Origin of the sequence: Nostoc sp. CMAA1605, from assembly GCF_021596505.1 — a bacterium.
Taxonomy (GTDB): domain Bacteria; phylum Cyanobacteriota; class Cyanobacteriia; order Cyanobacteriales; family Nostocaceae; genus Trichormus.
Genome location: NZ_PJIZ01000066.1, coordinates 1 through 26,305 on the forward strand (window position 1 = coordinate 1; position 26,305 = coordinate 26,305).

Below are 26,305 nucleotides of genomic sequence, written 5' to 3' on the forward strand. Positions count from 1 at the left end.
CGGAGAAAATACGCCAAATACTCTGATGATTAATCCTGCTATTGCTCCTAGTTCATCAACAGGGTTATCTTGGCAGAATAAATTGCCCATTCCACCAACTAAATCTGAGTCTAGTTTAGTGCCACGCCAAAAACAACCCCGCCACCTCACCCGCATTCAAAAAAAATCGGGAAAACTTACTACTAGACAACAAAGCGAAACTACTATTTCTCCTACTAGTAGTGACACTTACCCACATCAAGACGCATCAGACGCAGACTGGATAGAAACTAAACCCACATCAGTCAGCTATGAAAAGCACCCTCTAGAGCAAGTTTTAGAGTTTCTAGATCGTGCTATGCTCTGGTTAGAAGAGAAAATCGTGAGAGTTTTTCAATCTTTACAAAGTTTTTGGCGTGGTAAATAATGAGGAGATAAAACCAATTCGCAATTCGCAATTCGCAATTCGCAATTCGCAATTACGTTTTGTTACAGCGTTTTAACCCCGTGATAAAACCTTTCGCCTTTAAAGGCGTTAGCGTAGCGGGACGAAGTCCGGTTTTAAACCTGATTGTTTCGATAAGGGAGAATTAGTTAAATTTGAGTTAGAAAACTATATTTCGTTTTTCGTGGACTAGATATTAATACTGCTTCAAAATAGGGTGAAAATTATCACTACAAACTAAAATTTTTGACTTTCTTGGGTATTATCTGCGTGAAAATTATTGTTTACTGTAAATACTTCAATTTCAAAAATCCCCTCGATAAACCAAAAATAGAAAACTTTGTGGTAGATTTACCTCAAATTCCCAGAGTTGGCGAAACTATTGTTGTAGAGAGAATTTCACCACAAAAACAATTCGTGATTATTTTTGAATATATCGTCACCGCAGTGCAGTTGAACGCTTCTAAATCTGCCAATGGTGCTGATGCTCAAGTTAATGCTTGTTTAAATCACTGTTGGGAAGGAACATCAAATTTTAATGTCACTAACTTTTTAGAAAAGTAAATTAACCATCTTCAATAATAAGCTATAATTTTTTATGCTTTAATGATTTTACAACTGCTGCTGAATGATTTCCCGTAGTTCTGGATTGGTTAGCGGAGTTAAATATTCAGCTACATTTTGAAAACCCCGATATGTAGCGGAGAAAAGTGGTGAGTTTTGCTCTGCATCTACAACATTAACATCTGCCCCTGCTTCAACTAAAATCTTGATAATTTTCAAATGACCATGATGGGCTGCTGATATAAGTGGTGTCTTTCCATCCTCAAAAATAGCATTTACATTATATCCAGCAGCAATTAATTCTTTGACTTTTTCCGTATTACCTTCACGAATCATCTCAAAAAAAAGAGGCAGATTTTCTTTGGTATTAGAAGTGATTTCTATTGTCATGTACTCTGGTGCTATGTTTATGGTTATTTATTTATCAACTATATTGGCTAGAATAGCCAGTAGGGTGTGTTACGGCTGTGCAGTAATTTCATATTGTGTACAAATAATTTCTAGCCGTAACGCACCTTGTCTTACAGGATAAAATGGCTTTCGCGTTTAGATTTTGGCTGATAAAGTTGGGACTTTTGATGTCAAAATCATATTTACGGCAGTGCTTAAGTCTGGAAGAATGAAGTCAGGCTGGTAAAGCTTTAACTGTGTGCGATCGCGAATTCCAGATTCTACAGCCATAACTTGAATATTATGCTTTTTCGCGGCTGCAATATCAGCTTCCGTATCCCCTACCATCCAAGTAGCTGCTGCTGCTGGTAATTCCGCTAAAGCTTTAGTCATCAATAGGGGTTTATCGTCAACATCACGGGTTTTGACATAATCGTTACTCAGACAATAACGGCGATTTTCGGGGAAAAACTTACCTAAATCGTGTTTTTCAAAAGCATAGTCTAATTCTCTCACCCGGCGCATCGTCATCACAGCTAAATCAACACCAGCTGCTTGAATTTTTAACAATGCTTCTACCGCACCAGGAACGAGGACATCATACTCAAAGTAAGGTTGAGTATGTACTGTGTTGCGTCGCAGTTGAGAAAATTCTTGTGCTTGTGTCTCATCCAAACCTGATTTTAACGCAATTTCCTTTTCGGAAATCCGCGATCGCTTCATTTGCCAAAATTCTGCTTTTTTTAATTCTTTTACAGCCTGTCCTGGACGGCGGATTTCTGTTAAACAAAATTGATAAACCCGATAGTACCTCTCGGAAACATCCATGATGGGGCCGTCGAAGTCGGTAATTAGTCTTAGCATCGGCGGAAGTCTATATTAATTTTTATTAATATTATTTTACTTCCATCTCGAACAATAAAGTAAAAAAAATGAGTATATTTACTCTACAGCAGTTTCGAGGTTGATGAGGTACAGTAACCGATTGAACTTCAAGTTTTAAAACTACCCTCCAAAATTGGTGTGCCTCATTTACTCCAAAACTGCTGTAACTTCCAACACAAGTAACTATTGTGAAAATTTGCAGTGTCTAGACACCCGATTTTTTTGATAAATCAGGTGTCTAAATGATTTTGAGCCTTTAACTAACGCGACTACGAGCTAGCAAGATTATAGAAGAAACACTTTTTTCTTCCCCTACACCCCTACACCCTTAAGTTTCTTGTGAGTCTTATGCTTTAACGGTGTTTGCTGATTGATTAAACAATACATTCCTTGACTGTTCGATATCTAAAGCCTGATTTTTAAAGGCTTCCGCTTTTTCGTAGGCGCGAATGACAGCCGGGCGCGCTTGAATTGTTTCAAACCAACGTTTCAAGTTAGGGAAATTATCTAAATTTTGACCTTGGCGTTCATAAGGTACTATCCAAGGATAGATGGCGATATCTGCAATGGAATAATCACCAGCTACAAATTCTCTATCTGCTAGTCGTTTATTTAGCACCGCGTATAAACGTGCTGTTTCATTGACGTAGCGGTTAATAGCGTATTCTATTTTTTCCGGTGCATATTGGCTAAAGTGGTGGTTTTGTCCAGCCATCGGCCCTAAACCTCCCATTTGCCAAAATAACCATTGCAAAACCTCTACTCGTTCCCTCAAATTTGAAGAAATTAATTTCCCAGTTTTTTCTGCTAAGTACAACAAAATAGCACCAGACTCAAATATAGAAATAGCTTCACCCCCACCTGTTGGTTCGTTGTCAACAATTGCGGGTATACGATTATTAGGGGAAATGGCTAAGAATTCTGGTTTAAATTGGTCGCCAGCACCAATATTTACAGGAATTATATTGTAAGGTAAACCGACTTCTTCTAGAAAGATAGTAATTTTATGACCGTTAGGAGTCGTCCAATAATACAAGTCAATCATGGTGATGTCTCCTGGGTGTTAGTCATTAGTCATTAGTCATTAGTCAACAGTTCTCATTTTAATGCCCCATGCCCCATGCCCTATGCCCCATGCCCCATGCCCTAAAATCTCTCCACCCAAGGACGCAGTTCTACTTCCCATGTCCATGCACTGCGGGGTTGTTTGAGGATGTTGAGGTAGGTTTGGGCGATCGCATCTGGATCTAGGGTACTATCAGGATTATCTGCTGGGTCTGAATAAGATGCAGAACGAATCACGCCATCAATTACAAAATGGGCAACGTGAATATTTTTCGGGGCGAGTTCTCTGGCTATGCTTTGGGCTAAACCTCGCAACGCAAACTTACCCATTGCAAAAGGTGCAGACTGTGGATAACCTTTGACACTAGCTGATGCGCCTGTAAAGAAGATTGCACCACTCCCCTGCTGTAACATTCGTTGAGCAGCAGCTTGAGCGACGAGAAAGCCACCATAGGCTGTAATTTCTAAGGTTTTCGCTACATCTTGAGGATTTAAATCAATCAATGCCCCACGCACGCGCCAGCTTGGATTGTAAACTACGATATGAGGCGAACCGAGTTTTTTGTCTACATCATTAAATAACTGTTGTACTTCGTCAGCTTGAGAAACATCAGCTGCAAAACGAACAGCCCCGATTTCTTCACTGAGTTTAGCCAGTTTATCTACATTCCGCGCCGCTAAAGCGATGCTAATTCCTTCTTGAGCAAATAAACGTGCAATGGAAGCACTTAATCCACTACCAGCCCCAACGATTAACGCTGTTTTTGACATGGTGATTAATCCTTATGTGTAGCGGAGGACAGTAAAAAGGCAAAAGTAAAAAGTAAAAAGTATTTTTTCTTTTGCCTTTTGCCTTTTATCCTTGATAGGGGTTATTAATTTTATCTACAAAGACGTTGTAAGATAATGGCAGGCGACCAGGATCTAAGCGGGGTTCAGCAGCATAGCCGACTGGAACTAAAACTGCGATCGCTAAATCTGGCTCATTTTCTGCACCAATTACTTCTTTGACTTTATCTTCTATCCATCCATTCATAAAACAGGTGGATAGCCCTAGACTTTCTGCGGCTAACACTAAATGGGTAGCAGCAATAATCGCATCTTTAATTGCATATTCCCGGCGTTTATCTCCTAATCCTGCTTGGAATTGGGGAATAGCATTTTTAAAATAATTGACTGTACCTTCATTCCATGCGCCAGTTTGCAAGGCTTTTTCATACACCAAGCTTAAATCTCCCTCTCCAGCTTTGGCATCAGCTGCAAATACAAAGGTGACAGGAGCTTCTATAACTTGTTTTTGATTCCAAGATGCAGCTGCTAAAGCTGCTTTTTGCGCTTCGTCCTGTACTAAGACAATCCGCCAGGCTTGGGTATTAAAACTACTAGGTGCAGCTACAGTCAACTCTACTAATTGCTTGAGCAGTTCCGGTTCTATGGGATCTGGTTTAAAAGTCTTGATGGAACGTCTTTGAATAATCGCCTTGGGTACGTCTAGAGGTTGAACTTGGGTAATTGTACTCATGAGATTCGCCTCTGAATTTAATGTAATAGGATTACGCTGTGAAAATTTACAGACGCGATTGACTGCGTCTGTTCAAGACTACCGTAGGAACTGGTAATTTGGTTATAAATTGTTACCCATTACCAGTCCTGATTGCATCAATAGCAATTTAACAAGATTCAACGGATTTAAGTCGCGAGAATCATACAGCCGCTATATTAAGCAGGGTTTAAATTCTCAGCAAAAAACCGACTTTTCCACTGATTAATCTTGTTGAATATGCTGTGTTAAAGTCTTAGTCAAACTATCTTTCGCGACAGCCCCCACAACTGTATCGACTTGTCGCCCTCCCTTGAATACCATCAGAGTAGGAATGCTACGAATACCGTAATGACTAGCAACAGTGGGATTTTGGTCTGTGTTTAACTTTACTACTTTTACCTGTCCTGCGTATTCGCTAGCAATTTCCTCGACAACTGGAGCTACCATCCGACACGGGCCACACCAAGGGGCCCAAAAATCCACTAATACAGGGATTTGGCTATTTAGCACTTCTTGCTTGAATGTGGCTTCTGTAACATTGATGACGGATGACATAGTTGTCCTCCTGATTTAATTCATTTATTCGATAATATCGAATAATAAAAATATATGCCAATTTAAGAGATAATGCAAGTTATGAAATTCTTATATCATCCAGACCGAAAAGATATTACATTACCTGGAGTGTTGTACGCGCTAGGTGATCCTGTGCGCTTAGAGATGGTGTGCTTGTTAGCAGCCAAAGGTGAGCAATGTTGTGGAGACTTTGACTTTGCGATCGCCAAGTCTACCATGTCGAACCACTTTAAGATTTTGCGAGAGTCGGGTGTAGTGTTTAGCCGCAAAGAAGGGACACAGCACATCAACAGATTGCGGCGAGAAGAGTTAGAAGAACTATTTCCTGGGTTACTAGAAGCAGTATTGCGATCGGCGAAGTCAACGGTTAATAGTCAATAGTCAATAGTCAATAGTCAGCACTCATTACTCATTACTCATTACTCAGCACTCATTACTCAGCACTCAGCACTCATTACTCAGCACTCAGCACTCATTACTCATTACTCATTACTTCTCCCCTGTCTCCCCCACCTATTGATAAATCCTCTTATAACTTCTCCGCCATTTTTCTAAGCTATCTATGGATATAGACTTAGTTAAAACATTGGCACTATCACCACGCCAATCTACTTCAGGATCTGTGGTGAATACCCCACATTCCAATTGTTCGGGGTGAATACTCCAGTATTGACTAAATCTACTTTTTAAAGTGATTACTTGCTCAAAAACTTTATTTCTGTGCTTATTTCTGCGCTTTCTTTCTGTCGCGCCTGTTGCTTCTGTGTCGATAAATTTCGTCTCAATTAAGAATAAATTACCTTGGAATGTTAAATAAACGAAATCACATTTTCCTAAGTCTGTATAGTCAGCTATTGGAGACTTTTCAAACAACAATAACTCATAGCAGGAAGGAAATAAATCACGAATATTCAAAAATAGATAAGCCTGCAAAAGCAGTTCTTTATCATAAGGAAATACAATCACCCCTTCAAAAAACTGTTTAATGTCTTCGTGGGTTTGGGGTTGAATTTTTTTGCAATAAGACACAAACTTACTTAAGTCATTAGCGATCATTAAGTTTCAGCTCCTTCCCCTACCTCTTGCCGAAGTTGTTATGGCATAAAAAAGTACCACGCCCTTGAGGAAATCATCATCCGCACAAGTAACTAAAAAAAGTATTCATTTTGATGACTTCTACGGTAATATACTGGGGTTATTTGGAACTAGGAATTGGGGATTAGGGATTGGTAGGTAAACTAAATTTTTTTCTAACTACCGATTAAAGGTCTTAAATGTGCCGGAAATCTGGCATTTTGTAAGGCTTGTACGGTAATTCGTGCATCTTGCACACAAAATTGCCAACCTAATCGGACTAATTTGCGAGAATGTTCAGTTTGTATAATTCCTATCACTGGCATTTTGGCTTTGTCTCGATCCCCTGACTGTTCTTGTAAAATTGTTTTCAAGCGATGTAGTTCTTCAATATTGGACGCTTGTTGGGGATTTAATTCCACCATAACCATTTGTACTGTTTCTACTGGTTCGGCATCATCAACGATTAATTGCAGTTGATCGTCACGACGGTCTACTTTACCCCAAATGATAAATCTAGCATCAACTTGTAATACAGAACTAACGCGTTCATAGGTTTTAGGAAACACTACAGCTTCAGTTTGAGATGTTAAATCTTCTATTTGCAAAATCGCCATTGGATCGCCTTTTTTGGTCATGACTTTTTTCACGCCGTTGAGCATGGCGACTACACATAATTTTGTGTCTTCTCTTTGTTCTCCGAGTTGAGAAATATTGATTGGTGTTAAAAGTGGTGCAACTTGTCTTAAAGATTTGAGGGGATGATCAGAAACATAAAAACCTAATAATTCTTTTTCCATTCGCAATTTTTCTTGCGGTGGATAGTCATTTACGGGTTTAGCTTTTGGTGCAGTTTCAAAGGCATTATTCGGTTTTTTATCATTACTAGCCGCGAATCCGCCTAATAAATCAAATAAATTACCTTGACCAGTGGCTCTATCTTTAGCACGAGATTGCGCCCATTCATAAACTAATTCTAAATCGTGCATTAATTGTTGACGATTAGCTTCAATTTTGTCGAAAGCACCGCAATAAATCAACGATTCTAGGGTGCGGCGGTTGACAGTGCGAAGATCCACGCGATCGCAAAAATCAGCCAACGATTTAAACGCACCGCCCTGTTCACGCGCTTCGATAATAGCAGCGATCGCATTTTGTCCCACATTCCGCACCGCCGAAAAACCAAATAAAATTTTCCCACCCACAGGCGTAAAATCCACCCCAGAACGATTAATATCAGGTGGTTCAATTTGGATATTCATACTGATACAGGTGGAAATATATTTCTGCACCTTATCTGTATCACCACTGTTAGCTGTCAGCAGCGCAGCCATATATTCCAGTGGGTAATTAGCCTTTAAATAGGCGGTTTGATAGGTAACATATCCGTAGGCAGTTGAGTGTGACTTATTGAAACAATTAGAAGCGACAAAGCCATTTTTCATCACAAAATTGTGATCACGCTCAACGCCTATATCGTAGACATTTTCTTTACCTATATATTTGCGAGTAATAATTTTAACCATAGTGGGGGTTGGGGATTGGGGATTGGGGATTGGGGACAAGGTAGATTTTACCTCAATGTCCAATGCCCCATGCCCTATGCCCAATTCCCCATGCCCAATTCCCCATGCCCAGTACCCAGTCACCGTCAATATGTACTAAAATCAATGACTTGAGTCACTAAGAGAGCAATCATGGCATCCATCCGCGAGTTGCACGAACAACTAGTTAAAAAAGAACGTTCTGCCGTTGAAATTACCCAAGAGGCTTTAGACCGGATTCAAGCGTTAGAGCCGAAATTACACAGTTTTCTACACGTAACGGCACAAAAGGCGTTAGAACAGGCTAGTGCTGTGGATGCCAAAATTGCCGCAGGTGAGGAAATTGGCTTACTGGCGGGAATTCCCATTGGTGTCAAAGACAATATGTGTACTAAGGGGATTCCTACTACTTGCGCTTCCAGGATTTTAGAAAATTTTGTACCACCTTATGAATCAACTGTGTCACAAAAACTGATTGATGCAGGGGCGGTGATTGTTGGGAAAACCAACTTAGATGAATTTGCAATGGGTAGTTCCACAGAGAGTTCTGCCTATCAAGTCACAGCAAATCCTTGGGATTTGTCGAGAGTTCCTGGTGGTTCTTCTGGGGGTTCAGCCGCCGCCGTCGCCGCCGATGAATGTGTGGTTGCGCTGGGTTCTGATACTGGGGGTTCAATTCGCCAACCTGCGTCTTTTTGCGGTGTGGTGGGACTTAAACCCACCTATGGTCTAGTGTCCCGTTATGGTTTAGTGGCTTATGCTTCATCATTAGATCAAATTGGCCCCTTTGGACGCTCAGTAGAAGATACTGCGATATTATTAAATGCGATCGCAGGTTATGACCCCAAAGATTCCACCAGCCTGAAAGTCGAAATTCCTAATTACGCCGCCACTTTAAAACCCGACCTCAAAGCCAGAAGTAAAACCCGAATTGGTGTTATCAAAGAAACTTTTGGTCAAGGTTTAGATTCAGTTGTGGAAAAAGCTGTTACCAAAGCGATTGAACAACTACAGAGTTTAGGTGCAGAAATTCATGTGATTTCCTGTCCTAACTTCCGCTATGGCTTACCTAGTTATTACATCATCGCTCCCTCAGAAGCATCCGCCAACCTCGCCCGTTACGATGGTGTGAAATACGGCTGGCGCGCCTCAGATGCGGATAATCTCCTGTCTATGTACAAGAGTACCCGCGCTCAAGGATTTGGCGCAGAAGTCAAACGCCGGATTATGATTGGTACATACGCCCTATCTGCTGGTTACTATGATGCTTATTACCTGAAGGCGCAAAAAGTCCGTACCCTGATTAAACAAGACTTTGAAAAAGCCTTTGAAACCGTTGATGTGTTAGTAACTCCCACAGCACCAACCACAGCATTTAAAGCCGGGGAAAAAACTACTGATCCCTTGAGTATGTATTTAAATGACTTGATGACAATTCCTGTAAACCTTGCTGGTTTACCAGGGATTAGCATTCCCTGTGGCTTTGACGAACAAGGACTACCCATCGGCTTGCAACTCATCGGCAAAGTTCTCAAGGAAGACCAACTATTACAAGTCGCCTACGCCTTTGAGCAATCCACAACTTGGCATTTACGTCAACCAGAAATTTAGGGACTTCCAACTTAAAAAATATACTACCACTTTGATGGCAAGGGGGCAGGGGGCAGGGGGCAGGGGGAAAAACAGTTGTTTTAGAGAAAATAAAACCAATTCGCAATTCGCAATTCGCAATTCGCAATTCGCAATATTTTAGTTAATTGGTATCATGTCTTGGGTTTTTGCTTCTTCCCAGTCCCCAATCCCCAGTCCCCAATCCCCTTTTCCATGCAACTCGCACCACTATTCCCCATCGCTTACCGTCTTCTCCAACCCAATTTTCCCCAGTGTCTGTGGTGTGGAAATGGAGAGACTAAAATCATCGCCTTGACTTTTGATGATGGGCCTCATCCCCAATACACTCCCCAGGTATTAGCCGTTTTAGACCGCTACAACATCAAAGCCAGCTTTTTTTGGTTGGGTGTTTGTGTGAATCGTTCACCAGATGTTGCCAAAGCGGTGAGCGATCGCGGACACTGGATTGGGTTACATGGTTATGACCACCGTTCTTTTATCAGACTCTCACCCCCAGCCCTCAAAGACAGTTTAGAAAGAACCCAAACAGCTATCTATCATGCTTGTGATATCCCACCTAACCAAGTCCGTGACGTAAGACCACCCAATGGTTTATTTCTGCCCCAAACTCTCAAATTCTTTTTACAATGGCAATATCGCCCAGTGATGTGGAGTGTTGTGCCAGAAGATTGGGCTAGACCTGGAGTCAATCAAGTCGTGCAGCGTGTGACCCAGCAAGTAAAAAATGGTTCTTTGATTGTTTTGCATGATGGTGCTTGCGGTGGACAAGATGTGGCAGCTACAATTCAAATCCTCATTCCGGCACTACTACAACAAGGTTATCAATTCGTGACTATTGAAACTCTCTGGCAACAAGCTCAAAGTATTTCCTAGAAAAATAGAACGACTGGAAAAAACCAAACTATGTTAAGAAATGGAAAAATAATAGGATTCAGTTCGTAGTAAGGACTTTAGTCCTTTTCTGTTCGCGCAGCATCTCGCAGAGAAAACTAAAGTTCTCACTACAAACCTTTAATTACTTACCTTGTTCTACTTAGAGCGCAGTAGAAATTAGGCTCTTTGTGGGAAGGATCGCTACTCACAATCCTTACCCACCTCAAAAAATTGGCATCAGTGGTAATGTTATTGCCAGGTTTTGAGGTTGCATTTGCCCCTATTTTTTAGGTACTTTTAGCTTGTGGCTGTTGAGCTACTTCTGTATCTGAAGTATTGACTGAAACAGGCTCTTGATTTCCTAAGAGTTGATGCAGGTCATTTAATGAGGTTGGTTTGCCTACAGCCCCATCTATAGGCTCATTAGCATACTCTATTAGGTCTTCCACTTGACAATTCAAGGCTTTACAAAACCTAATAATTCTCTCAATATGGTCTGTCCCAGTCCGGCCGCTTTCCCAGTTTTGAATAGTGCTTTCAGTCACGCCGACAAGGCGGGACAATTCAAGCTGGGTCAGCCCTGCTTTTTCTCGAAGCAAAGCGATCCTTGGTTTTGGCTTTTGTTTCACAGCTACAGCACTTTTATCTATCTATAGTCGTAGATCCTAGCACCAAAGAAAACCTGCGCCTAGAAAATTACCAAAAAAGTTTTGTATATTCATGAAAATATTTTACAAACTGGCATAACAGCAAATTTTTTCCACCTCTGAGCCATAGATCAAAAAGTAGGGGTGTAAGGGTTGCAGATGCTTTGGGACTCTGCACTGGGTAAGCATAATTTACCCCAAATTACACTATTTTTACAGCGACACTTGGAACTGTGTTTCCAAATTTACACGTAACCACAAGTCCCTAAAACACCAGATATAGCCAGAATTTACTATATCTGTAAAATCTTCTACTTGATTAGTAATGATTGCATCCAATTGATAATGTTTTAAACACACTACCTCCACAGCAGATTCAAAATTTTTAATAGGAGATGTCCGTGCTGTTTTAATAATGCTCTGATCAACAACACAAATTTGCATTTTTTCTCTTAGCCAGTCAATTACTATATCAGCATGAATATTTTGTAAACAAGTAGCATAAGCATAAATTTTTTCTAATCCCACATTAGTTAAATACAGTTGAATTGATGGATCTACTCTATCTAATAATTGGCTGACATCTACTGTTAATTCAGTGCGATTCATTAAAGCTTCTAATATTAAATCGGTATCAATTAAAATCCTGAACACTTTCTCAGTTTCCTTTAATTTCCTGTTTCCACACGTCATAGATAAACTAGATTATTTAGTCTCAATAGATTCAAAGATATTTTTGTTGCTCACAATAATTTAAATCGCTATTGAGAAAAATTACTAATACTAGTATTTTTAGGTAATTGAGAGAAATTACAGAGTCGTTATATCCCAGTCAAATATCCAGCCTATTTTACTTAGGACTAGCTTGAGATTAACTGACTACTAATTTCTGAATGCTTATGTGGTAGATACAACCTGAAAGGGTGATATTCCCGTAACTGCAAAACTAGCTCAAAATCAGGAACAAAATATTTGTCAACATTTAGACACTATTATTTCTACTCTTTAGTTTCCTAGAGTAGTTGCCAAGTATAACTACTTGCGCTTTGGACACAGATTTACACAGGGATAACAGGATCTAAGTGACGCAAGATGATTTTTGATAGTTCCAACAATATACAACAGAGTCAAAAAAATATCCCCAACTATTCCAAAAAGTCAGGGTTATAAGTCCATTAATCATCAAAAATCAAGTCAGATGATTATTAAGTAATTAGGTGATTTGAGAAAAATCTTTAGTTAATTTACTCATTCATATTCTTATATGTAGCTACGGCGGAAGGCGATATCCGGTTGAGGTAGCGGAAAATCCAATATTTAAAGATAGTGTCTAAAATCACGGGGAATGTAGCAATAAACAAGTAGATAAAGTCTCGATTTGCTGGTAAACCCCAGTGACGAGTCACACCTTCGAGAATGACTTCCCAGCCGTGGGGAGAGTGGAAGCCGACAAAGACATCCGTAAATAAGATAATAATAAATGCTTTGGCACTATCACTCAGTCCATAAACCACATTATCAAAGAAGTCTTTTAACACCATAATAGAAGACTTGCTAGCAATCAGTAGCCAAATGAATGCAGCCACAGAACAAATATCTGCAAAAACATTTTTAATTGCATTAGCACTTTCCCGCCGGAATTCCTCAGCAACTTCCTGCGCTTTGGTTTGTATTTGTTTTTCTATCTCCTCTGTGGAAAGTGGCGGTGCATTACTAATTAAGTTTTCAAATTTGATTCTTTCTTCAAACCTTTGGATTGTTAGTAGAGCTTTTTCTTCCATTTCTTCATTGAGAAATATTTGCTCTGTTTGATCAGTTCTGAAGCGTTCTACAATGGGGCCTACTAATAAAGCTTTGGATAATTGATGAGTTAAAAGTGGTATAATAATAATTAATAATATAAACCGAATTGAAATAATAGTTCGCCGTTGTGCTTGGCGAAAATTCTGAACCACATCCTGTTCAGAATTAGGATCTAACTCAATTTGTAGCCGGCCAATGGTACTTAAAATTGAACGCGGCAGAATCCCTATAGAATCGGCTTTAGGGCGTTTTCTTTGATTCTGTGCCGAGGGTCTAACAAGATTTTGCGGTGGTGATGTCGGTGCATATATTCTCTCTACTAAATCATTTTTAGTAGATTTAATAATACTGGGAGGGTAATTAGGAGATGCTTCCGAATTTTGCCCATTGGCAGTTGTATTCAGAGGAGTTTGATTAAGACTGTTAGATGATAGAAGTTCTTGCTCAAGATTAATATATTTGGTAGTAATATCATCAATGAATTTTAATTTATCTAAAATTTCTGTAGGTGTGAGATACTCTATACCAGTTTTTTGAGCAGCTTTTTGATGAGATTCGTTAGAAAACCAGCGACTGAATCGAAATTCAGTCAATCGCATCCTCACCAGCTTTAATTGTTTTTTAATATCAGACTCAAAATAATCCATAACACTACTGCTATAGATGGCTGAGTTGAAGTCTATTGTACTACCATTAAAATATTCATCCTCTATGGTTTTGATTTTTAAGGCAGCTTTGTAGGCTTCTTCTAAGGAGCGTTCTGGTGTCTGTAAATACCATCTATAAGCCGATAGTAGAAAAGGATAAATTTTTTGGCTAAAAATCGAGTTTTGCATTGTCAGTAATTTTCCAGAAAATATTTATGGTAATAGTATTTGGTCTTGCAGCAGTTGGGTACATTTATAGACAGTTTTTTTTGCCTTTTTTAGCTGTCCTTCTTCTATTAATAGCTTACACAAATAATTATGACCGTGCTTACTTTCAGGGAACAGCAATTAAATCAGCTTGATATATTATGTGTTGATTACTAATTTTAAATTAACACCAAACATCATCAAAAATCTATTCGGGAGATGAGTAGTGGTTTTTCATTCTATTTGGATTGTTGGGAGTAGTCGGAGTGGGAAGACTAGCCGATTAATAGAACAATTTAGTATTTGGCTACAGAATAAAAAACAAATATATGAATTATTTTATACTAAAAGAGCAAAAGCGCAAGCAAGCACTTACATACCCCAATCAGAGTTACTACAGCAAGCCAAACCAGGAATTTTGGTTTTGGCTGCCAATGATGATAATCGGCGAGAGTTGGGGGATAAAATTGTTACTAGAACTCAAGGTAAATATCCAGTACGGGTGAGAACACCATTAGGTTTTTTTCAAGATGAGGTAATTTTATTTTGGCCTTTACTGATTGAACTGCTGCATCTAAAAGCACAATTCCCTGTCCGTTTGCGGCCGGAAACTGAGCAAGAATTAGCAACTAAACTGTGGAGAAGCCAATTAGATGAAGACACCTTAAAACTTGTGGGGGTAAATGAGTACCGCTTTGTGAGGCGCATCTTAGACTTAATGCAGTTAGCGGCTTATAGTGGAACACCATGTGAGGAAATTGCAGGTATTTTGCAAACCAGTTTAGAGGAAAATAGCGGCAATCTAAAGCCAGAATTTATGGCAGATTTACTAGTAGATTGGCGAAATTGGTGTTTAGAAAGGGGATTCCTCACCTATGGGATTATTACCGAACTCTACACCCAGTATTTATTAAAGAATGAGCATTATCAACAGCACCTAGCCAACCGTTATCAAGCAGTATTAGCGGATGATGTGGATGAATATCCTGGTATGGTGCGTAATTTGTTGGAATTGCTCTTAGATCAAGGTGCAGTTGGTGCGTTTAGCTACAATCCTGATGGGGGGGTGAGATTGGGGTTAGGGGCAGATCCCGATTATTTGGCAGGGTTGGGGAGGCGTTGTCAGGTGGAAACTTTGTCAGGGTTTGCACTGGATTCTCTAGCTGATAGACTAGCTGCGCCGATGGTGGGATCATTAAGTTCACCAATGGTAATGTCAGATTTACCATCAGTAGTGCAGTCAATCCAAACTACCTCCCGTTCGCAATTGTTGCGCCAGACAGCAGAATTTATTGGTTACGCAATTAATTCTGGATTAGTTGCAGCCGAAGAGGTGGCAATTATTGCGCCTGGTTTAGATGCGATCGCTCGCTATACCATAGTAGAAATTCTCAGTAAGCAGAATATTACTGTGCAATCACTCAATGACCAACGCCCCTTAATTAGCTCTCCAGTCATTCGGGCATTGCTGACCATGCTAGCTTTAGTCTATCCCGGCTTGGGACGCTTGGTAGACCGAGATGCCGTGGCTGAGATGTTAGTTGTTTTGAGTAGAAAAGCAGAATCATCAGAAACTCCGGCGGCACTTTCTCCCAATATCGACCCAGTCAGGGCAGGATTAATAGCAGATTATTGCTTTGTTCCCCATCCCGAACACCCCAACCTCCTACCAGTCAAAACCTTTGAACGTTGGGATAGGATTGGCTATGCTGCCACCACAGCCTACACAGAGATTTTACAGTGGATAGAGAAACAGCGATCGCAGCAAGAACTCCGCCTGATTCCCAGCCCCATCTCCCTTTTAGACAGGGCAATTCAACACTTTCTCTGGAATGGTAGTAATCTTCCCTACGAACAACTAGCAGCCTTAAGAGAACTACTAGAAACCGCCCAACACTATTGGGAAATTGAAACCAGATTAAAACAAACCACGCCAAACACCCCAGAAGCAAATCCTCGCCTCACCAATACAACTATTGCCGAATTTATTCAACTCCTGCGTCGGGGGACAATTACCGCCAACCCATACCCCCTACGTTCCATCGGTAAAAACTCAAAAGCCGTCACCTTAGCCACTATTTTCCAATACCGTGCTAACCGCAAATCTCACCGTTGGCAATTTTGGCTAGATACGGGTTCACCCCTGTGGGCAAAAGGTGGGGCAGCAACTTTATTTGGCGCGCCATTTTTCCTGCAAGATAGACTAGGACAACCTTGGACAGCCGAAGATGAGAGGTTAGCAGAAGAAACCAGACTACAGAGAATTCTGCACGATTTACTCTCCCGTGTTTCTGAGAGATTGTACTTATGTCACAGCGACTTAGCCGTCAATGGACAAGAACAACTAGGGCCTTTGTTGCAGTTGGTTCATGCTTGTATTCCGTTGGATGTGAAAGAGAGTATGGGGGTTTAAGGGTGTAAGGGGTGTAAGGGGTGTAAGGGGTGTAAGGGGTGTAAGGGGTGTAAGGGTGTAGGGGTGTAGGGGTGTAGGGGTAAATAACCTTCTTTACTCCCTTGCTTCCCAGTCCCCAGTCCCCAGCGAAGCACTGAGCTTGTCGAAGTGTCCCTAGTCCCCAGTCCCCAATGCCCAACCCTGCTATCTGGTCAGCAGAAACACTAAAATATTAAGTAACGTGAAAACTTCTATAAAAAATTAGAGTAGAAATCAATGGGACTTTTTGGATTCGGCAAAAAGCTGGCAATGCCTTCTCCTGAACAAGCTTTACCAGGCAGAACACAAACCATGCCTGTACCTGCACAGCACTACGTGAATAATCACCCCCTCAAACCACCTTTTCCTGAAGGTATGGAAACCGCATTGTTTGGTTTGGGTTGTTTTTGGGGTGCAGAACGGAAGTTTTGGCAAAAAGAGGGTGTTTACAGCACTGCGGTAGGTTATGCGGCTGGTTACACACCCAATCCCACTTACAAGGAAGTGTGTTCTGGTTTGACTGGACATAATGAGGTTGTGTTTGTGGTGTTTGACCCCAAAGTGATTAGTTACGCTGAATTACTGAAAGTCTTTTGGGAAAGTCACGACCCCACCCAAGGAATGCGCCAAGGTAATGACGTAGGTACTCAATACCGTTCAGGAATTTACGTTTATTCCGAGGAACAAAAAAAACTAGCTGAAGCGTCACGGGATGCTTATCAAGAAGCCCTTAACCGTGCGGGATACGGGAAAATTACTACAGAAATTCTGGATGCTCCTGAATTTTACTATGCCGAAGATTATCATCAGCAGTATTTAGCGAAAAACCCCAATGGTTATTGTGGTTTAGGCGGTACAAATGTAGCTTGTCCTGTAGGTTTGATTGAATCAAATGTAAACGGGTAAGAAGTGAAAAGGCAAAAGGTAAAAGGTAAAAGGCAAAGGGTAATTATTTCTTGCATTTTTACTTTTTACTTTTTCCTTTCTCTATGCTTAATCAAAAATTGCTTGGAGTGTATAAAGCGCAAATGCCCATAACATAATACTAATGGGTGCGCCGATTAAAACACCAGCGATCGCCCAACCTCTTTGATGGGCTTTAAATTGCTCAATACTCCGCCATCGTCTACTTTTCCACGCCCATTCATTACCTTTTGCACCGAGTGAGATCGTCATTACCCAACCAATATAGGGTGTAAAACATAATAGTCCTAGCCACACTTGGTTACTCCACAACCAAAACCAAGGTAATAAAAAAGCCCCCCAATTCCAGCCTTGAATTTCCTCTGGAACTGGTTCTAAGGTGTTAATAATTCCACAACCAGAATTATTGATAAACATTTTAGATGTCAGACGCATCAGGTTAGAAGATTTCCCTTCTAAATGAGGATATTCTTCTCCTAAACCATGTTTAAGTGTATCCAAAGCTTGACTCGCACTATTAAACCGTTTTTCTGGTGCTGGTTCTGTTAATTTTTCCAGCCATCTGATAAAACCAGGACTCAAACTAACTCTATTAGTAAATTTTATTCGCAAATCTTCCTGGGGTAATTCCGCAGGAGAAACACCAGTCAACAAGTGAATTAAACTAGCTCCCAGCGCATATAAATCTGAAGCCGGAACAGCACGACCGCCATATTGTTCCATTGGTGCATAACCGTAAGTACCAACAACAGTAAATGTCACACCTTCTTTTGCTGCTTTATCTTGAACCGCACCAAAATCCACTAAATATATATGTTTGTCATCACCCAAAATTAAATTACTGGGCTTAATATCTCGGTGCAGAACTCCAGGGTTTAACTCATGTAAATAAATGAGGATTTTGAGAACCTCAGCCGCAATTTTCTTAACTTGTTTTTCAGTAAATCTCTTGCCAGCAGCGAGTTTTTCTTTGAGTGATTCACCAGGAATATATTCTTGAACTAAGCCAAACCAGAGATTGCGGTCATCTACACAAAAATAGTCAATGTATTGTGGAATATAAGGGTGATTTAACTGCTTGAGAACCTGGGCTTCCCGTTCAAATAGTTTCAAATCATCCCACTGTACACTACCACCAAAAGCTAAAAGCTTGACTACAACCTGCGAATTTTCTGTATCATAAGCTTGTAAATCTTTTGCTAACCAAGTTTGTCGAATACCATTGTTACCTAATTGTTTCAGAACTTGATAACGGTCATGCAATACTTGTTCTACTTGCAGCATTTGACACCTGCTGGCAGTTTACGTAAAAAATTCCCCTATTCTTAGGATAGACAAAAAAATTAGAAGCAGGGGGGCAGGGGGAATGGGGAGACAAGGTAGACAAGGAAGAAGTAATGGGTAATGAGTAATAAGTAATGAGTAATTACTATTGACTATTGACTGTTGACTATTGACTATTGACTAATGACTGACATCATCGTAATTGGTAGTGGTATTGGTGGTTTGAGTTGTGCGGCTCTTTTGGCTCGTTATGGGTTAGAGGTGACGGTTTTTGAGAGTCATTCTATCCCTGGTGGGGCGGCGCACGCTTTTGAACGTCAAGGATTTAAGTTTGATAGTGGGCCTTCTCTCTATTCTGGGTTGTCCTATAGTCCTTCTGTTAACCCTCTACGACAAGTGCTAGATGCCATTGGGGTTGATTTGCCTTGTGTTAATTACGATACTTGGGGCTGTCGTCTGCCAGAAGGTGATTTTGACACCGCCGTGGGAGGTGAGCAATTTTGTGAGGTTTTAGCTAAATTGCGAGGACAGGATGCTGTTAAGGAATGGCGACATTTACAAAAGGTGATGATGCCACTTGCCCAAGCTGCGATCGCTCTCCCTCCAGCTGCTTTACGCTTAGATATGGGTGCAGCTTTGACTGTGGGCAGGTTTGCGCCATCTCTAGCTCAACACGCTGCTAATGTGATTAAATTAACTGGGTCTTTTGACCGGATTATGCGGGGTGTGGTTAGTGACCCGTTTATTCAAAATTGGCTAAATTTACTGTGTTTTCTCCTCTCTGGACTTCCCGCATCGGGAACTAACGCCGCCGAGGTGGCTTTTATGTTTGCTGATTGGTATAAGCCAGGAGTTAAGTTAGATTATCCTATCGGTGGTAGTGGTGCTTTAGTCGATGCTTTGGTGCAGGGACTAGAAAAACACGGAGGGAAATTAATTTTAGGTTCTCATGTTGAGCAAATTTTGGTCGAAGGTAAACGCGCCATTGGTGTGAAACTCCGCAATGGTGAAGAAGTGCGATCGCGGCGGGCTGTGATTTCTAATGCTTCAGTTTGGGATACACTGAAGTTAGTACCAGCAGCCGCACTACCAGCAAAATTCCGTACCCAACGCCAAGCCATACCTGAATGCGATAGTTTTATGCACCTGCACTTAGGTATTGATGCTCAAAATTTACCAGCAGATTTAGCTTGTCATTATATAGTAGTCAACGATTGGGAATTGGGAATTACAGCACCGCAAAACGTCATTTTAGTATCAATTCCCTCAATTCTCGACCCATCCTTAGCACCCCCAGGGAAACACGTAATTCACGTTTACACCCCAGGGAATGAACCCTACGCAATTTGGCAAGGGATGGACAGGAGAAGTCAAGAATATGAAGAGAAAAAGCGATCGCGTGCAGAAGTCATGTGGCAAGCTTTGGAAAGAATCATTCCCGATATCCGTTCCCGTTGTGAAATCACATTGGTAGGTACACCCCTCACCCACGAAAGATTTTTGCGTCGTCATCGCGGTTCTTACGGCCCCGCCATCTCCGCCGCCGTCGGTTTATTTCCCGGCCACAGCACACCCCTACTAGGCTTAATGTGCTGTGGCGACTCCACCTTTCCCGGCATCGGTTTACCAGCCGTCGCCGCCAGTGGCATGATTGTTGCTAATACCCTCACACCCGTCAGTCAACATTTAGCGATGCTCAAGGATGTTGGTTTGGGGTAAAGAATTGGGCATTGGGCATTGGGCATCGAAGGAAGAAGGTTTTACCCCTGCCCCCTGCCCCCTGCCCCCCTGCCCTGCCTCTACATCGGCTTTTGAGCAATAATTGTCCTGTGCCGTGGGTCGCTGGGGACGGTTACTGGTTTTAAGAAGCCGACTTTTTGTAGTGTTGCTTCAATATCAAATGTGTAGTATTGGTCACTCCACGGCTCAGTGCTTTTCATGAGGGTGAAGAGAACGGGGGGGAGGTTTTGGATGACAGGCGATCGCGGGTTATTATCGACTATGGCAATATAACCGCCTGGTCTGAGTAATCTTCTGGCCTCTGTGAAAATTTCCTGGGTGGCGTAACTGGGGAGTTCGTGGGTGACAAACTGGAGAGTTACCAAGTCAAAGGAGTTATCTGGTAAACCCGTCTTTTCTGCCCTGGCGTGAATCCATTCAGCTATTTCACTATTTACATCCCTAGTTCTAGCTACAGCCAGCATATGGGGCGATAAATCTAAACCCACAGTGCGGACTGGATATCTTTCCCGATGCTGGTAATAGCGGTGTAATGCCAAAGTGGAAACACCCACAGAACAACCAATATCTAAAATATCCCTGACTTGTTGGGGGCCGTATGTTTCCAAAGCATCGTGGAAAGTGCCTCTGAGTCTAGCGTGGGCATCTTCCCAAGTCAGGTTTTCTTGCGGCCATACCCGCAGTGCCATCGCGTAGGTAGCTGATTCTGTCTCAAAAGCAGCCTCCCAACACAGATTTCCCTCAGAGTAAGCATGAAAAGGAACTTTGTAATAGTCAGGATAAACAACATTTGGGTTAGTCACTGCGGCTAAAAGTTGTTTTGCGCCTGATGTTTGGAGTGCCTCATAATTTTTACGCCAGGGAATCCCATTTTTCTCAGCCGTTTTGATTAGGACTTGTCTGGCTTGGTGTTTCATTACACCGTAAATGGGTTTAGTTTGAATTAACAAATTAACGAAATTGGAGAGTAAACTTTCACCAGCCCAGTCTGGCTTATTCTTTTTGTTCATCAGCGTGGATTTAATGAGGCGATAACTGCAACTACTTAATATTGTAGAGTCCAGGACTGAGACGAGTTCAAAAAATAGTCAATAGTCATTAGTCAATAGTCAATAGTCATTAGTCATTAGTCATTAGTCATTAGTCATTAGTCATTACTTCTTCTACCTTGTCTACCTTGTCCCATACCCCATGCCCTATTCCCCATGCCCTATTCCCCATGCCCAATGCCCAATTCCCAATGCCCTATTCCCTTTGACAATCAAAAATCATCACAAAATCAGCATCAGGAATCAGGTGGCGTAACTTTCGCAAATAAACTTCAGCATGAGAACGACTGCGAAAGCTAGCAATATTAATTCGCTGCATATTAGGCAATAAACGGGTAATCACCCAATAATTTAGCAGTCCTTTGTTAGCAATCTCTAGATTGGTGAATGCAAAATCTTGATAGTTGATATTGTGTCTCATGATTCAACTTTGATATCAATTTTCACAATGCAATGGTGTTAACAACTCATTGCAATTGATTTTTCCTATTTATGGGATTTTGCTTATACACTGAATATGGTAATTTCAACCTCACACGATTTCTATGAAGCCGCAGCCAGACTACACCACCACAACCCGTCCCGGCGATCATGGTACATATACTTCCCATCTACCATCAACATCTGTTAGCCATGCTTGGGGAAGGGTTTCGGATCAATCTCGTGGTGAACTGATCTACGTTGTTGAAATGCGTCAACGCGAATACGAAGAACAAGAATGTTCTCTACTTAGCAACATTGAAACATTCTTCGTGGAAGAAGAACGTCATCAGCTAAGATAATTAGTTTTCTATCTTATTAACTTTAGGGTGTGTAGAATCTTGTTAGCTTGTGGCATTAGATACAGCTAATTGAGAATTAGGCAATAACTATTTTTAACATCAGGAATTTCATGGGCGATGATGCTTCGCCTGATTGCATTTGATAGCATCTACTTCAATTTTTTGATTACTTTATACCAATTCTCCAAAATTAAGCAACAGATGCAAAGCTTGAAACCCAGATGGTATCTGACTTTCTTAATTGCGTTAGCGTACCACTCCGTGGAAGCAAGCTACGCGTAGCGTCTCGTAGAGAAGCGGGGCGTTAGTCCATTGCGTTAGCAGAGCGGGGCGTTAGCCCATTGCGAATTGCGAATTGCGAATTGCGAATTGCGAATTGTTACTATTCCCGTTTTGAAGCTTTTGTCAAGAATTTGGATGCTGACTATCTTGGCAAAAGCTTATCTAAAAATGTTGTGGATGCCATTTACCCTTCAAAACACTCAATTTTGCATCCTACTCCAATTCTTAACACCGTGTTAACCAAACCAGTGAGAGGGTTCACAAGCAGGTTCTACGGATTCGCAAAGATGATGGCTAATCCAAGCTGATTTTTGTTGAAAGATATAGTGAACACCTTGGTGAATTAAGTTTTGTAGATGCAGTTGTTGCTCTAAGGGACTGCGGGGTAACTTTTGATGAAATATACTGTCTTGATCGCCGCTTTGTGCTTCTGGTTTTGTGGGAGAAAATGCACTATGAAAACATGGAATTCGATTAAAGACAAAGGTAATCAATTCTTGTCGTAAGTCAGGAATTGCAAATGCTTGTTGATAAGGATGATATGAATAGGTACCTAAAACATTTTCAATCTCTCCTACGACTGATTCTTGGGTTAGTTTGACTAGCGTATTCATAAATTTTTAACTCCTGTTTTTATCTTTTCATTTACATACTGAGAGCAGTAAACAAACTTGCTCAATGACTCTTCAGCAGAGATATCGAGCTTCCGCGCTGAAACGAACTTTTTATGTGGGTAGAATAGCACGTATCTAGTTCTACCGATTTTTAGGAATTTGAGATTGTTGACAGCATAAATACTGAGTAAATACTCAATAGCTGGATTAACTTCCAAATCTTTTTTATTTATATTTTCATTTTTCCAAAATTATGTGATTTTGCGGTAAATCTACATAAAACTCATCATAAGTAATGAGGGATCAATCAAAAAGCAGTGTAAATCTATAAAGAAAGGTTTAACTTGAGGTGAAGTAAATATATCTGGATGCTTAATATTCTTAATGCCAAGCTACTCATATCTGATATAAATTAGCTTGGCAATATTGTCTATACTGACCGTTAAATACCATTATTAGTTGTAAGAAAATTTAGTAAGTCACACAGGTGAGACTTACTATATCGCGCAATCAGTCTAACGATAGATGCAAAGATTAGGCGAAATCTTTGAAAAAGTTTACATTTGCTGGGATTAATTGGTCTAAATATTGGTTAATTTTTTCAGATGCAGCTAGTCCAGAAAGCATTGCACCTTCTACTAAATTGCCACCGCACCAATCTCCACAGCAAACTAAAGGTGCAGCCGTGTCAAATGCTAAGACTTTTTGTGGCCAAGGACTACGAGGAAAGGCATAACGCCAACGATGTACTTGCATCCATTCAGGAGTTTCTAGCCAGGGTAGGTTTAAAGCTTTGGCTGCACACTCTAACATTTGTTGTCCAGTGGGTTGTAAATCTGGTGAATCGAGATGCAGTTGAGCAAAACTAGCATTACTTTGAATTACAAATACAGGTTGTGGTGCTTGGTGACGTTTGCTGCTATCTAAACCAATCCAACCCAGGATTTCATTGTCAACAAAAGTAACAGCTTTCCAATCTGGTAGTTGTGATGTAGTGGGATAGCCACTCATAACGCTAATACAAGGATAATATTCGACGGAATTTAAATTTTCTAGCAATGCTGGATTTAAATCCCTCCCCGCCAATGGAGTCAGTAGGGTTAAAGCTTGAGGTGCGGGTATAGCGATGACTAAAGCTTTAGCGGTTAGTTCCTCATTACTAGATTCCAATGTAACGCACCAATGGTTTTCCGGTGTCAGGTGAAGACCGATCGCACGCTGATTGAGTAAAATATTTAAGTCTTGGGCTAGAAATTTAGCGATCGCACTCATCCCCAAAGGTGCAACATAACGAGGACTACGATTTTGAGGTGTAGATAAACCAGTATGTGTGGCGAATTCATGAACAGTATCTGTCCAGACTTCTAAGATATGGCGATCGCACAATAAATTTACCAAATCCCTAAACAATTCCCCTTGAGGTTTCAGGTAACAAGCACCGTGATCAGCCCTTGTTTCATACAATCGGCGAGTAGCTAGTCTTCCTCCCAAACCACGGGATTTATCCACCACCAGCACCGAATAACCAGTCTTACTTAAATGCTGGGCGCAGATTAATCCTGCCATACCCGCACCGATCACTAAAATATCAGTCATTAGTTAATAGTCAATAGTCATTAGTCAATAGTCAATAGTTATGAGTCAATAGTCAATAGTCAATAGTCAATAGTCAATAGTCATTACTCATTACTCATTACTCATTACTCATTAGTCATTACTCATTACTCATTACTCATTACTCATTACTTATTACTCATTACTCCTTCTACCTTGTCCCCAGTCCCCAATCCCCACGGGAAAAACTTAACAAAAAAGCAACGTACCATTAATATTGGTACGCTGCTATTTAGGTGTTAAATTAGCTTGGCTAATTACACCAATTTTGCGCCGCAGCTAACAGATGTATCTTATTTTCTGTGGCTTACAGACTAGAGGAAATTGGTGTAATTTCCCAATCTTTAGTGGAAAGTCAGCTCAAATAGAGAACCACCATGGGCTGTAGGCAGAGAATAAGCAATTTGATCTAACTGAACTTTGGGGCCTTCTGTATCTAAACTCTTATAGAATGTACCTCTATGCTCTGGAGTAAGCAGGAGTTTAGCAGAATTATATCCAGTAGACAACGAAGAGATAAATACTTCTACGTATCCTCTGACTTCAAAGTTAGCTTTTGCTAATATGCCTTCTTTCAGGATGTTTGGCTGTAGTAAAAATAAACCCGTTTCAGCAGCTTTGATAGTTCTTGTAAATCTGATTTTGTTGGGAGCAAAATCAGGCTCTAGATTAGCCAATATATTAGTTTCATCAACATCTAAGAAAGCAACAAGTTCTTGAATGTTGACAGGAGGATTAGAGACTACGGTGAAGACTAGAGAGAAAGTTACATCAAAAGCGTTAATATTACTCAAGGTTAAAAAATAACCCTGAATGACATTACGACTGAGTTTTTCAATACTGTCCTTTAAAAAGGGTGGTACTGGTGCAGGTAGATTTGCAGCTTTAGGAAACTGGGGTTTAACGAGCAACTCGAAAGTGGAAACTAGCATAAATTTACCTCAATTGAGATTAATGAGATCAAAGTTAAATCGTGTTTAATCAGACATATAGGGGGAATTTTCATCAATTTTCGCCCCTATAGATTTATCAGATTGAACTGAGGAGTTTATGCAAGAATCCAAAAAAAATCTCAAGATTTTGTCATCGATGGCAGTTTTCCTGGGTGTGGAAGATGTCTTTCGCCTACACCTCCATGATTAAGTAGAACGACTTGAAAAAAACAAACTATGTGAAGTAATGTAAAAAGATTGGAATCTAGTTCGTAGTAAGGACTTCAGTCCTTATTAGAGGACTAAAGTCCTTACTACAAACCTTGAATTATCTACACCGTTCTACTTAAACCTTCACGAACCAGCGTTGACGATACATGAAAACGGCGACAGCCCACCATAAGATGACGGTGACTAGGGCAAATAATAATGAACCGTTGAAAGTTCCAGCCCAGGATGCAAAGATGTTTTGATATATCCAGTTATAGGTGCTGATGGCGGTTTCGCCTGTACCAATTTTGGTTCTCACGAGAATTTTGATGAGTAATACTGAGGCGACGAAAAGGGCGATCGCATTTAGTCCCATAATTTCAAAAGGTTTACTCCAGCGTCGTATTAGTCTCACTTCAATGAGTTCATAACAAGCTGCGAGTAACAGTAACGCCCAACCACTAGTAAAAACAACATAGGAACTAGTCCACAGTTTTTTATTCATCGGGAATACCCAACCCCACGCCCAACCAATAATTAAACAACCAATCCCAAATAAGGCTAACCCT

General features: G+C 40.8%; 26 protein-coding genes and 2 pseudogenes. 9 read left to right on the forward strand and 19 right to left on the reverse strand.

What is annotated here, in order from left to right:
- Together CV014_RS20070 and CV014_RS20075 are read left to right on the forward strand one after the other, a co-directional pair.
- A pseudogene (locus CV014_RS20070) lies at positions 1-406 on the forward strand (hypothetical protein); the annotation flags it as partial.
- 288 nt (positions 407-694) lie between these two features.
- Positions 695-988, forward strand: coding sequence for a hypothetical protein (locus CV014_RS20075; RefSeq protein ID WP_236143644.1), 294 nt, complete (start codon positions 695-697; stop codon positions 986-988).
- A 48-nt stretch (positions 989-1,036) separates the two neighbouring features.
- On the opposite strand, the gene CV014_RS20080 is transcribed toward CV014_RS20075, so the two are convergent.
- The 6 genes from CV014_RS20080 to trxA all read right to left on the reverse strand — a co-directional run bounded on the left by CV014_RS20080 (position 1,037) and on the right by trxA (position 5,426).
- The gene (locus CV014_RS20080; protein WP_236143645.1) at positions 1,037-1,378 is read right to left on the reverse strand and encodes an ankyrin repeat domain-containing protein; all 342 of its coding nucleotides are present in this window, start codon (positions 1,376-1,378) and stop codon (positions 1,037-1,039) included.
- A 156-nt stretch (positions 1,379-1,534) separates the two neighbouring features.
- Complete coding sequence (locus CV014_RS20085; RefSeq protein ID WP_236143646.1) at positions 1,535-2,242, reverse strand: HAD family hydrolase; 708 nt, start codon at positions 2,240-2,242, stop codon at positions 1,535-1,537.
- A 367-nt stretch (positions 2,243-2,609) separates the two neighbouring features.
- The gene (locus tag CV014_RS20090; RefSeq protein ID WP_236143647.1) at positions 2,610-3,308 is read right to left on the reverse strand and encodes a glutathione binding-like protein; all 699 of its coding nucleotides are present in this window, start codon (positions 3,306-3,308) and stop codon (positions 2,610-2,612) included.
- Between the two features lie 101 nt (positions 3,309-3,409).
- The gene (locus CV014_RS20095; RefSeq protein ID WP_236143648.1) at positions 3,410-4,099 is read right to left on the reverse strand and encodes an SDR family NAD(P)-dependent oxidoreductase; all 690 of its coding nucleotides are present in this window, start codon (positions 4,097-4,099) and stop codon (positions 3,410-3,412) included.
- Positions 4,100-4,184: 85 nt separating this feature from the next.
- Positions 4,185-4,850, reverse strand: coding sequence for a nitroreductase family protein (locus CV014_RS20100; RefSeq protein WP_236143649.1), 666 nt, complete (start codon positions 4,848-4,850; stop codon positions 4,185-4,187).
- 243 nt (positions 4,851-5,093) lie between these two features.
- Positions 5,094-5,426 carry a thioredoxin gene (trxA, locus tag CV014_RS20105; protein WP_236143650.1) on the reverse strand — a complete coding sequence of 111 codons (333 nt, stop codon included), beginning with the start codon at positions 5,424-5,426 and terminating at the stop codon, positions 5,094-5,096.
- Between the two features lie 81 nt (positions 5,427-5,507).
- On the opposite strand from trxA, the gene CV014_RS20110 reads away from it, so the two are divergent.
- Entirely contained in the window at positions 5,508-5,828 is a 321-nt protein-coding gene (locus CV014_RS20110) for an ArsR/SmtB family transcription factor (RefSeq protein ID WP_236143651.1), read from the forward strand.
- Between the two features lie 132 nt (positions 5,829-5,960).
- Here CV014_RS20110 and CV014_RS20115 read toward each other — a convergent pair whose 3' ends face one another.
- Both CV014_RS20115 and CV014_RS20120 read right to left on the reverse strand, forming a co-directional pair.
- On the reverse strand, positions 5,961-6,503 hold the full coding sequence (locus CV014_RS20115) for a hypothetical protein (RefSeq protein ID WP_103137502.1): 543 nt from the start codon (positions 6,501-6,503) through the stop codon (positions 5,961-5,963).
- Between the two features lie 194 nt (positions 6,504-6,697).
- On the reverse strand, positions 6,698-8,047 hold the full coding sequence (locus tag CV014_RS20120) for a helix-hairpin-helix domain-containing protein (RefSeq protein WP_236143652.1): 1,350 nt from the start codon (positions 8,045-8,047) through the stop codon (positions 6,698-6,700).
- Positions 8,048-8,218: 171 nt separating this feature from the next.
- On the opposite strand from CV014_RS20120, the gene gatA reads away from it, so the two are divergent.
- Both gatA and CV014_RS20130 read left to right on the forward strand, forming a co-directional pair.
- Positions 8,219-9,676 (forward strand): Asp-tRNA(Asn)/Glu-tRNA(Gln) amidotransferase subunit GatA, encoded by a 1,458-nt coding sequence (gene gatA, locus CV014_RS20125; RefSeq protein ID WP_236143653.1) that lies wholly within the window; start codon positions 8,219-8,221, stop codon positions 9,674-9,676.
- Between the two features lie 213 nt (positions 9,677-9,889).
- Complete coding sequence (locus CV014_RS20130; RefSeq protein WP_236143654.1) at positions 9,890-10,570, forward strand: polysaccharide deacetylase family protein; 681 nt, start codon at positions 9,890-9,892, stop codon at positions 10,568-10,570.
- 287 nt (positions 10,571-10,857) lie between these two features.
- Here the strand turns inward: CV014_RS20130 and CV014_RS20135 are convergent, their stop codons facing one another.
- The 3 genes from CV014_RS20135 to CV014_RS20145 form a co-directional block, all read right to left on the reverse strand.
- Positions 10,858-11,199, reverse strand: coding sequence for a helix-turn-helix transcriptional regulator (locus CV014_RS20135; RefSeq protein WP_236143655.1), 342 nt, complete (start codon positions 11,197-11,199; stop codon positions 10,858-10,860).
- Positions 11,200-11,430: 231 nt separating this feature from the next.
- On the reverse strand, positions 11,431-11,871 hold the full coding sequence (locus CV014_RS20140) for a hypothetical protein (protein ID WP_236143656.1): 441 nt from the start codon (positions 11,869-11,871) through the stop codon (positions 11,431-11,433).
- A 590-nt stretch (positions 11,872-12,461) separates the two neighbouring features.
- Positions 12,462-13,856, reverse strand: a complete 1,395-nt coding sequence (locus CV014_RS20145; RefSeq protein ID WP_236143657.1) for a proton extrusion protein PcxA — start codon at positions 13,854-13,856, stop codon at positions 12,462-12,464.
- Between the two features lie 244 nt (positions 13,857-14,100).
- On the opposite strand from CV014_RS20145, the gene CV014_RS20150 reads away from it, so the two are divergent.
- Positions 14,101-16,287 (forward strand): recombinase family protein, encoded by a 2,187-nt coding sequence (locus tag CV014_RS20150; RefSeq protein ID WP_236143658.1) that lies wholly within the window; start codon positions 14,101-14,103, stop codon positions 16,285-16,287.
- On the opposite strand, the gene CV014_RS20155 is transcribed toward CV014_RS20150, so the two are convergent.
- Positions 16,284-16,421: a hypothetical protein gene (locus CV014_RS20155; RefSeq protein ID WP_236143659.1), complete on the reverse strand. Its 138-nt coding sequence runs from the start codon at positions 16,419-16,421 to the stop codon at positions 16,284-16,286. The two genes, CV014_RS20150 and CV014_RS20155, sit on opposite strands and share 4 nt — an antisense overlap.
- A 121-nt stretch (positions 16,422-16,542) precedes the next feature.
- Between CV014_RS20155 and msrA the strand changes: the two genes are divergently transcribed.
- Complete coding sequence (msrA, locus tag CV014_RS20160; RefSeq protein ID WP_103137495.1) at positions 16,543-17,211, forward strand: peptide-methionine (S)-S-oxide reductase MsrA; 669 nt, start codon at positions 16,543-16,545, stop codon at positions 17,209-17,211.
- A gap of 87 nt (positions 17,212-17,298) precedes the next feature.
- Here the strand turns inward: msrA and CV014_RS20165 are convergent, their stop codons facing one another.
- Positions 17,299-18,513: a serine/threonine protein kinase gene (locus CV014_RS20165; protein WP_236143660.1), complete on the reverse strand. Its 1,215-nt coding sequence runs from the start codon at positions 18,511-18,513 to the stop codon at positions 17,299-17,301.
- Between the two features lie 183 nt (positions 18,514-18,696).
- Here CV014_RS20165 and CV014_RS20170 point away from each other — a divergent pair, with 183 nt between their 5' ends.
- Positions 18,697-20,232, forward strand: coding sequence for a phytoene desaturase family protein (locus tag CV014_RS20170; protein WP_236143661.1), 1,536 nt, complete (start codon positions 18,697-18,699; stop codon positions 20,230-20,232).
- 80 nt (positions 20,233-20,312) lie between these two features.
- Here the strand turns inward: CV014_RS20170 and CV014_RS20175 are convergent, their stop codons facing one another.
- Both CV014_RS20175 and CV014_RS20180 read right to left on the reverse strand, forming a co-directional pair.
- On the reverse strand, positions 20,313-21,263 hold the full coding sequence (locus tag CV014_RS20175; protein WP_236143662.1) for a class I SAM-dependent methyltransferase: 951 nt from the start codon (positions 21,261-21,263) through the stop codon (positions 20,313-20,315).
- A gap of 235 nt (positions 21,264-21,498) precedes the next feature.
- Positions 21,499-21,723 (reverse strand): hypothetical protein, encoded by a 225-nt coding sequence (locus tag CV014_RS20180; RefSeq protein ID WP_236143663.1) that lies wholly within the window; start codon positions 21,721-21,723, stop codon positions 21,499-21,501.
- Between the two features lie 124 nt (positions 21,724-21,847).
- On the opposite strand from CV014_RS20180, the gene CV014_RS20185 reads away from it, so the two are divergent.
- On the forward strand, positions 21,848-22,084 hold the full coding sequence (locus CV014_RS20185) for a hypothetical protein (protein ID WP_236143664.1): 237 nt from the start codon (positions 21,848-21,850) through the stop codon (positions 22,082-22,084).
- Between the two features lie 518 nt (positions 22,085-22,602).
- On the opposite strand, the gene CV014_RS20190 is transcribed toward CV014_RS20185, so the two are convergent.
- The 4 genes and pseudogenes from CV014_RS20190 to CV014_RS20205 form a co-directional block, all read right to left on the reverse strand.
- Positions 22,603-22,980: a hypothetical protein gene (locus tag CV014_RS20190; protein ID WP_236143665.1), complete on the reverse strand. Its 378-nt coding sequence runs from the start codon at positions 22,978-22,980 to the stop codon at positions 22,603-22,605.
- Between the two features lie 534 nt (positions 22,981-23,514).
- Entirely contained in the window at positions 23,515-24,576 is a 1,062-nt protein-coding gene (locus CV014_RS20195) for an NAD(P)/FAD-dependent oxidoreductase (protein ID WP_236143666.1), read from the reverse strand.
- A gap of 362 nt (positions 24,577-24,938) precedes the next feature.
- Complete coding sequence (locus tag CV014_RS20200; protein WP_236143667.1) at positions 24,939-25,526, reverse strand: hypothetical protein; 588 nt, start codon at positions 25,524-25,526, stop codon at positions 24,939-24,941.
- A 346-nt stretch (positions 25,527-25,872) separates the two neighbouring features.
- Positions 25,873-26,305: pseudogene (locus tag CV014_RS20205) on the reverse strand (DUF5009 domain-containing protein); the annotation flags it as partial.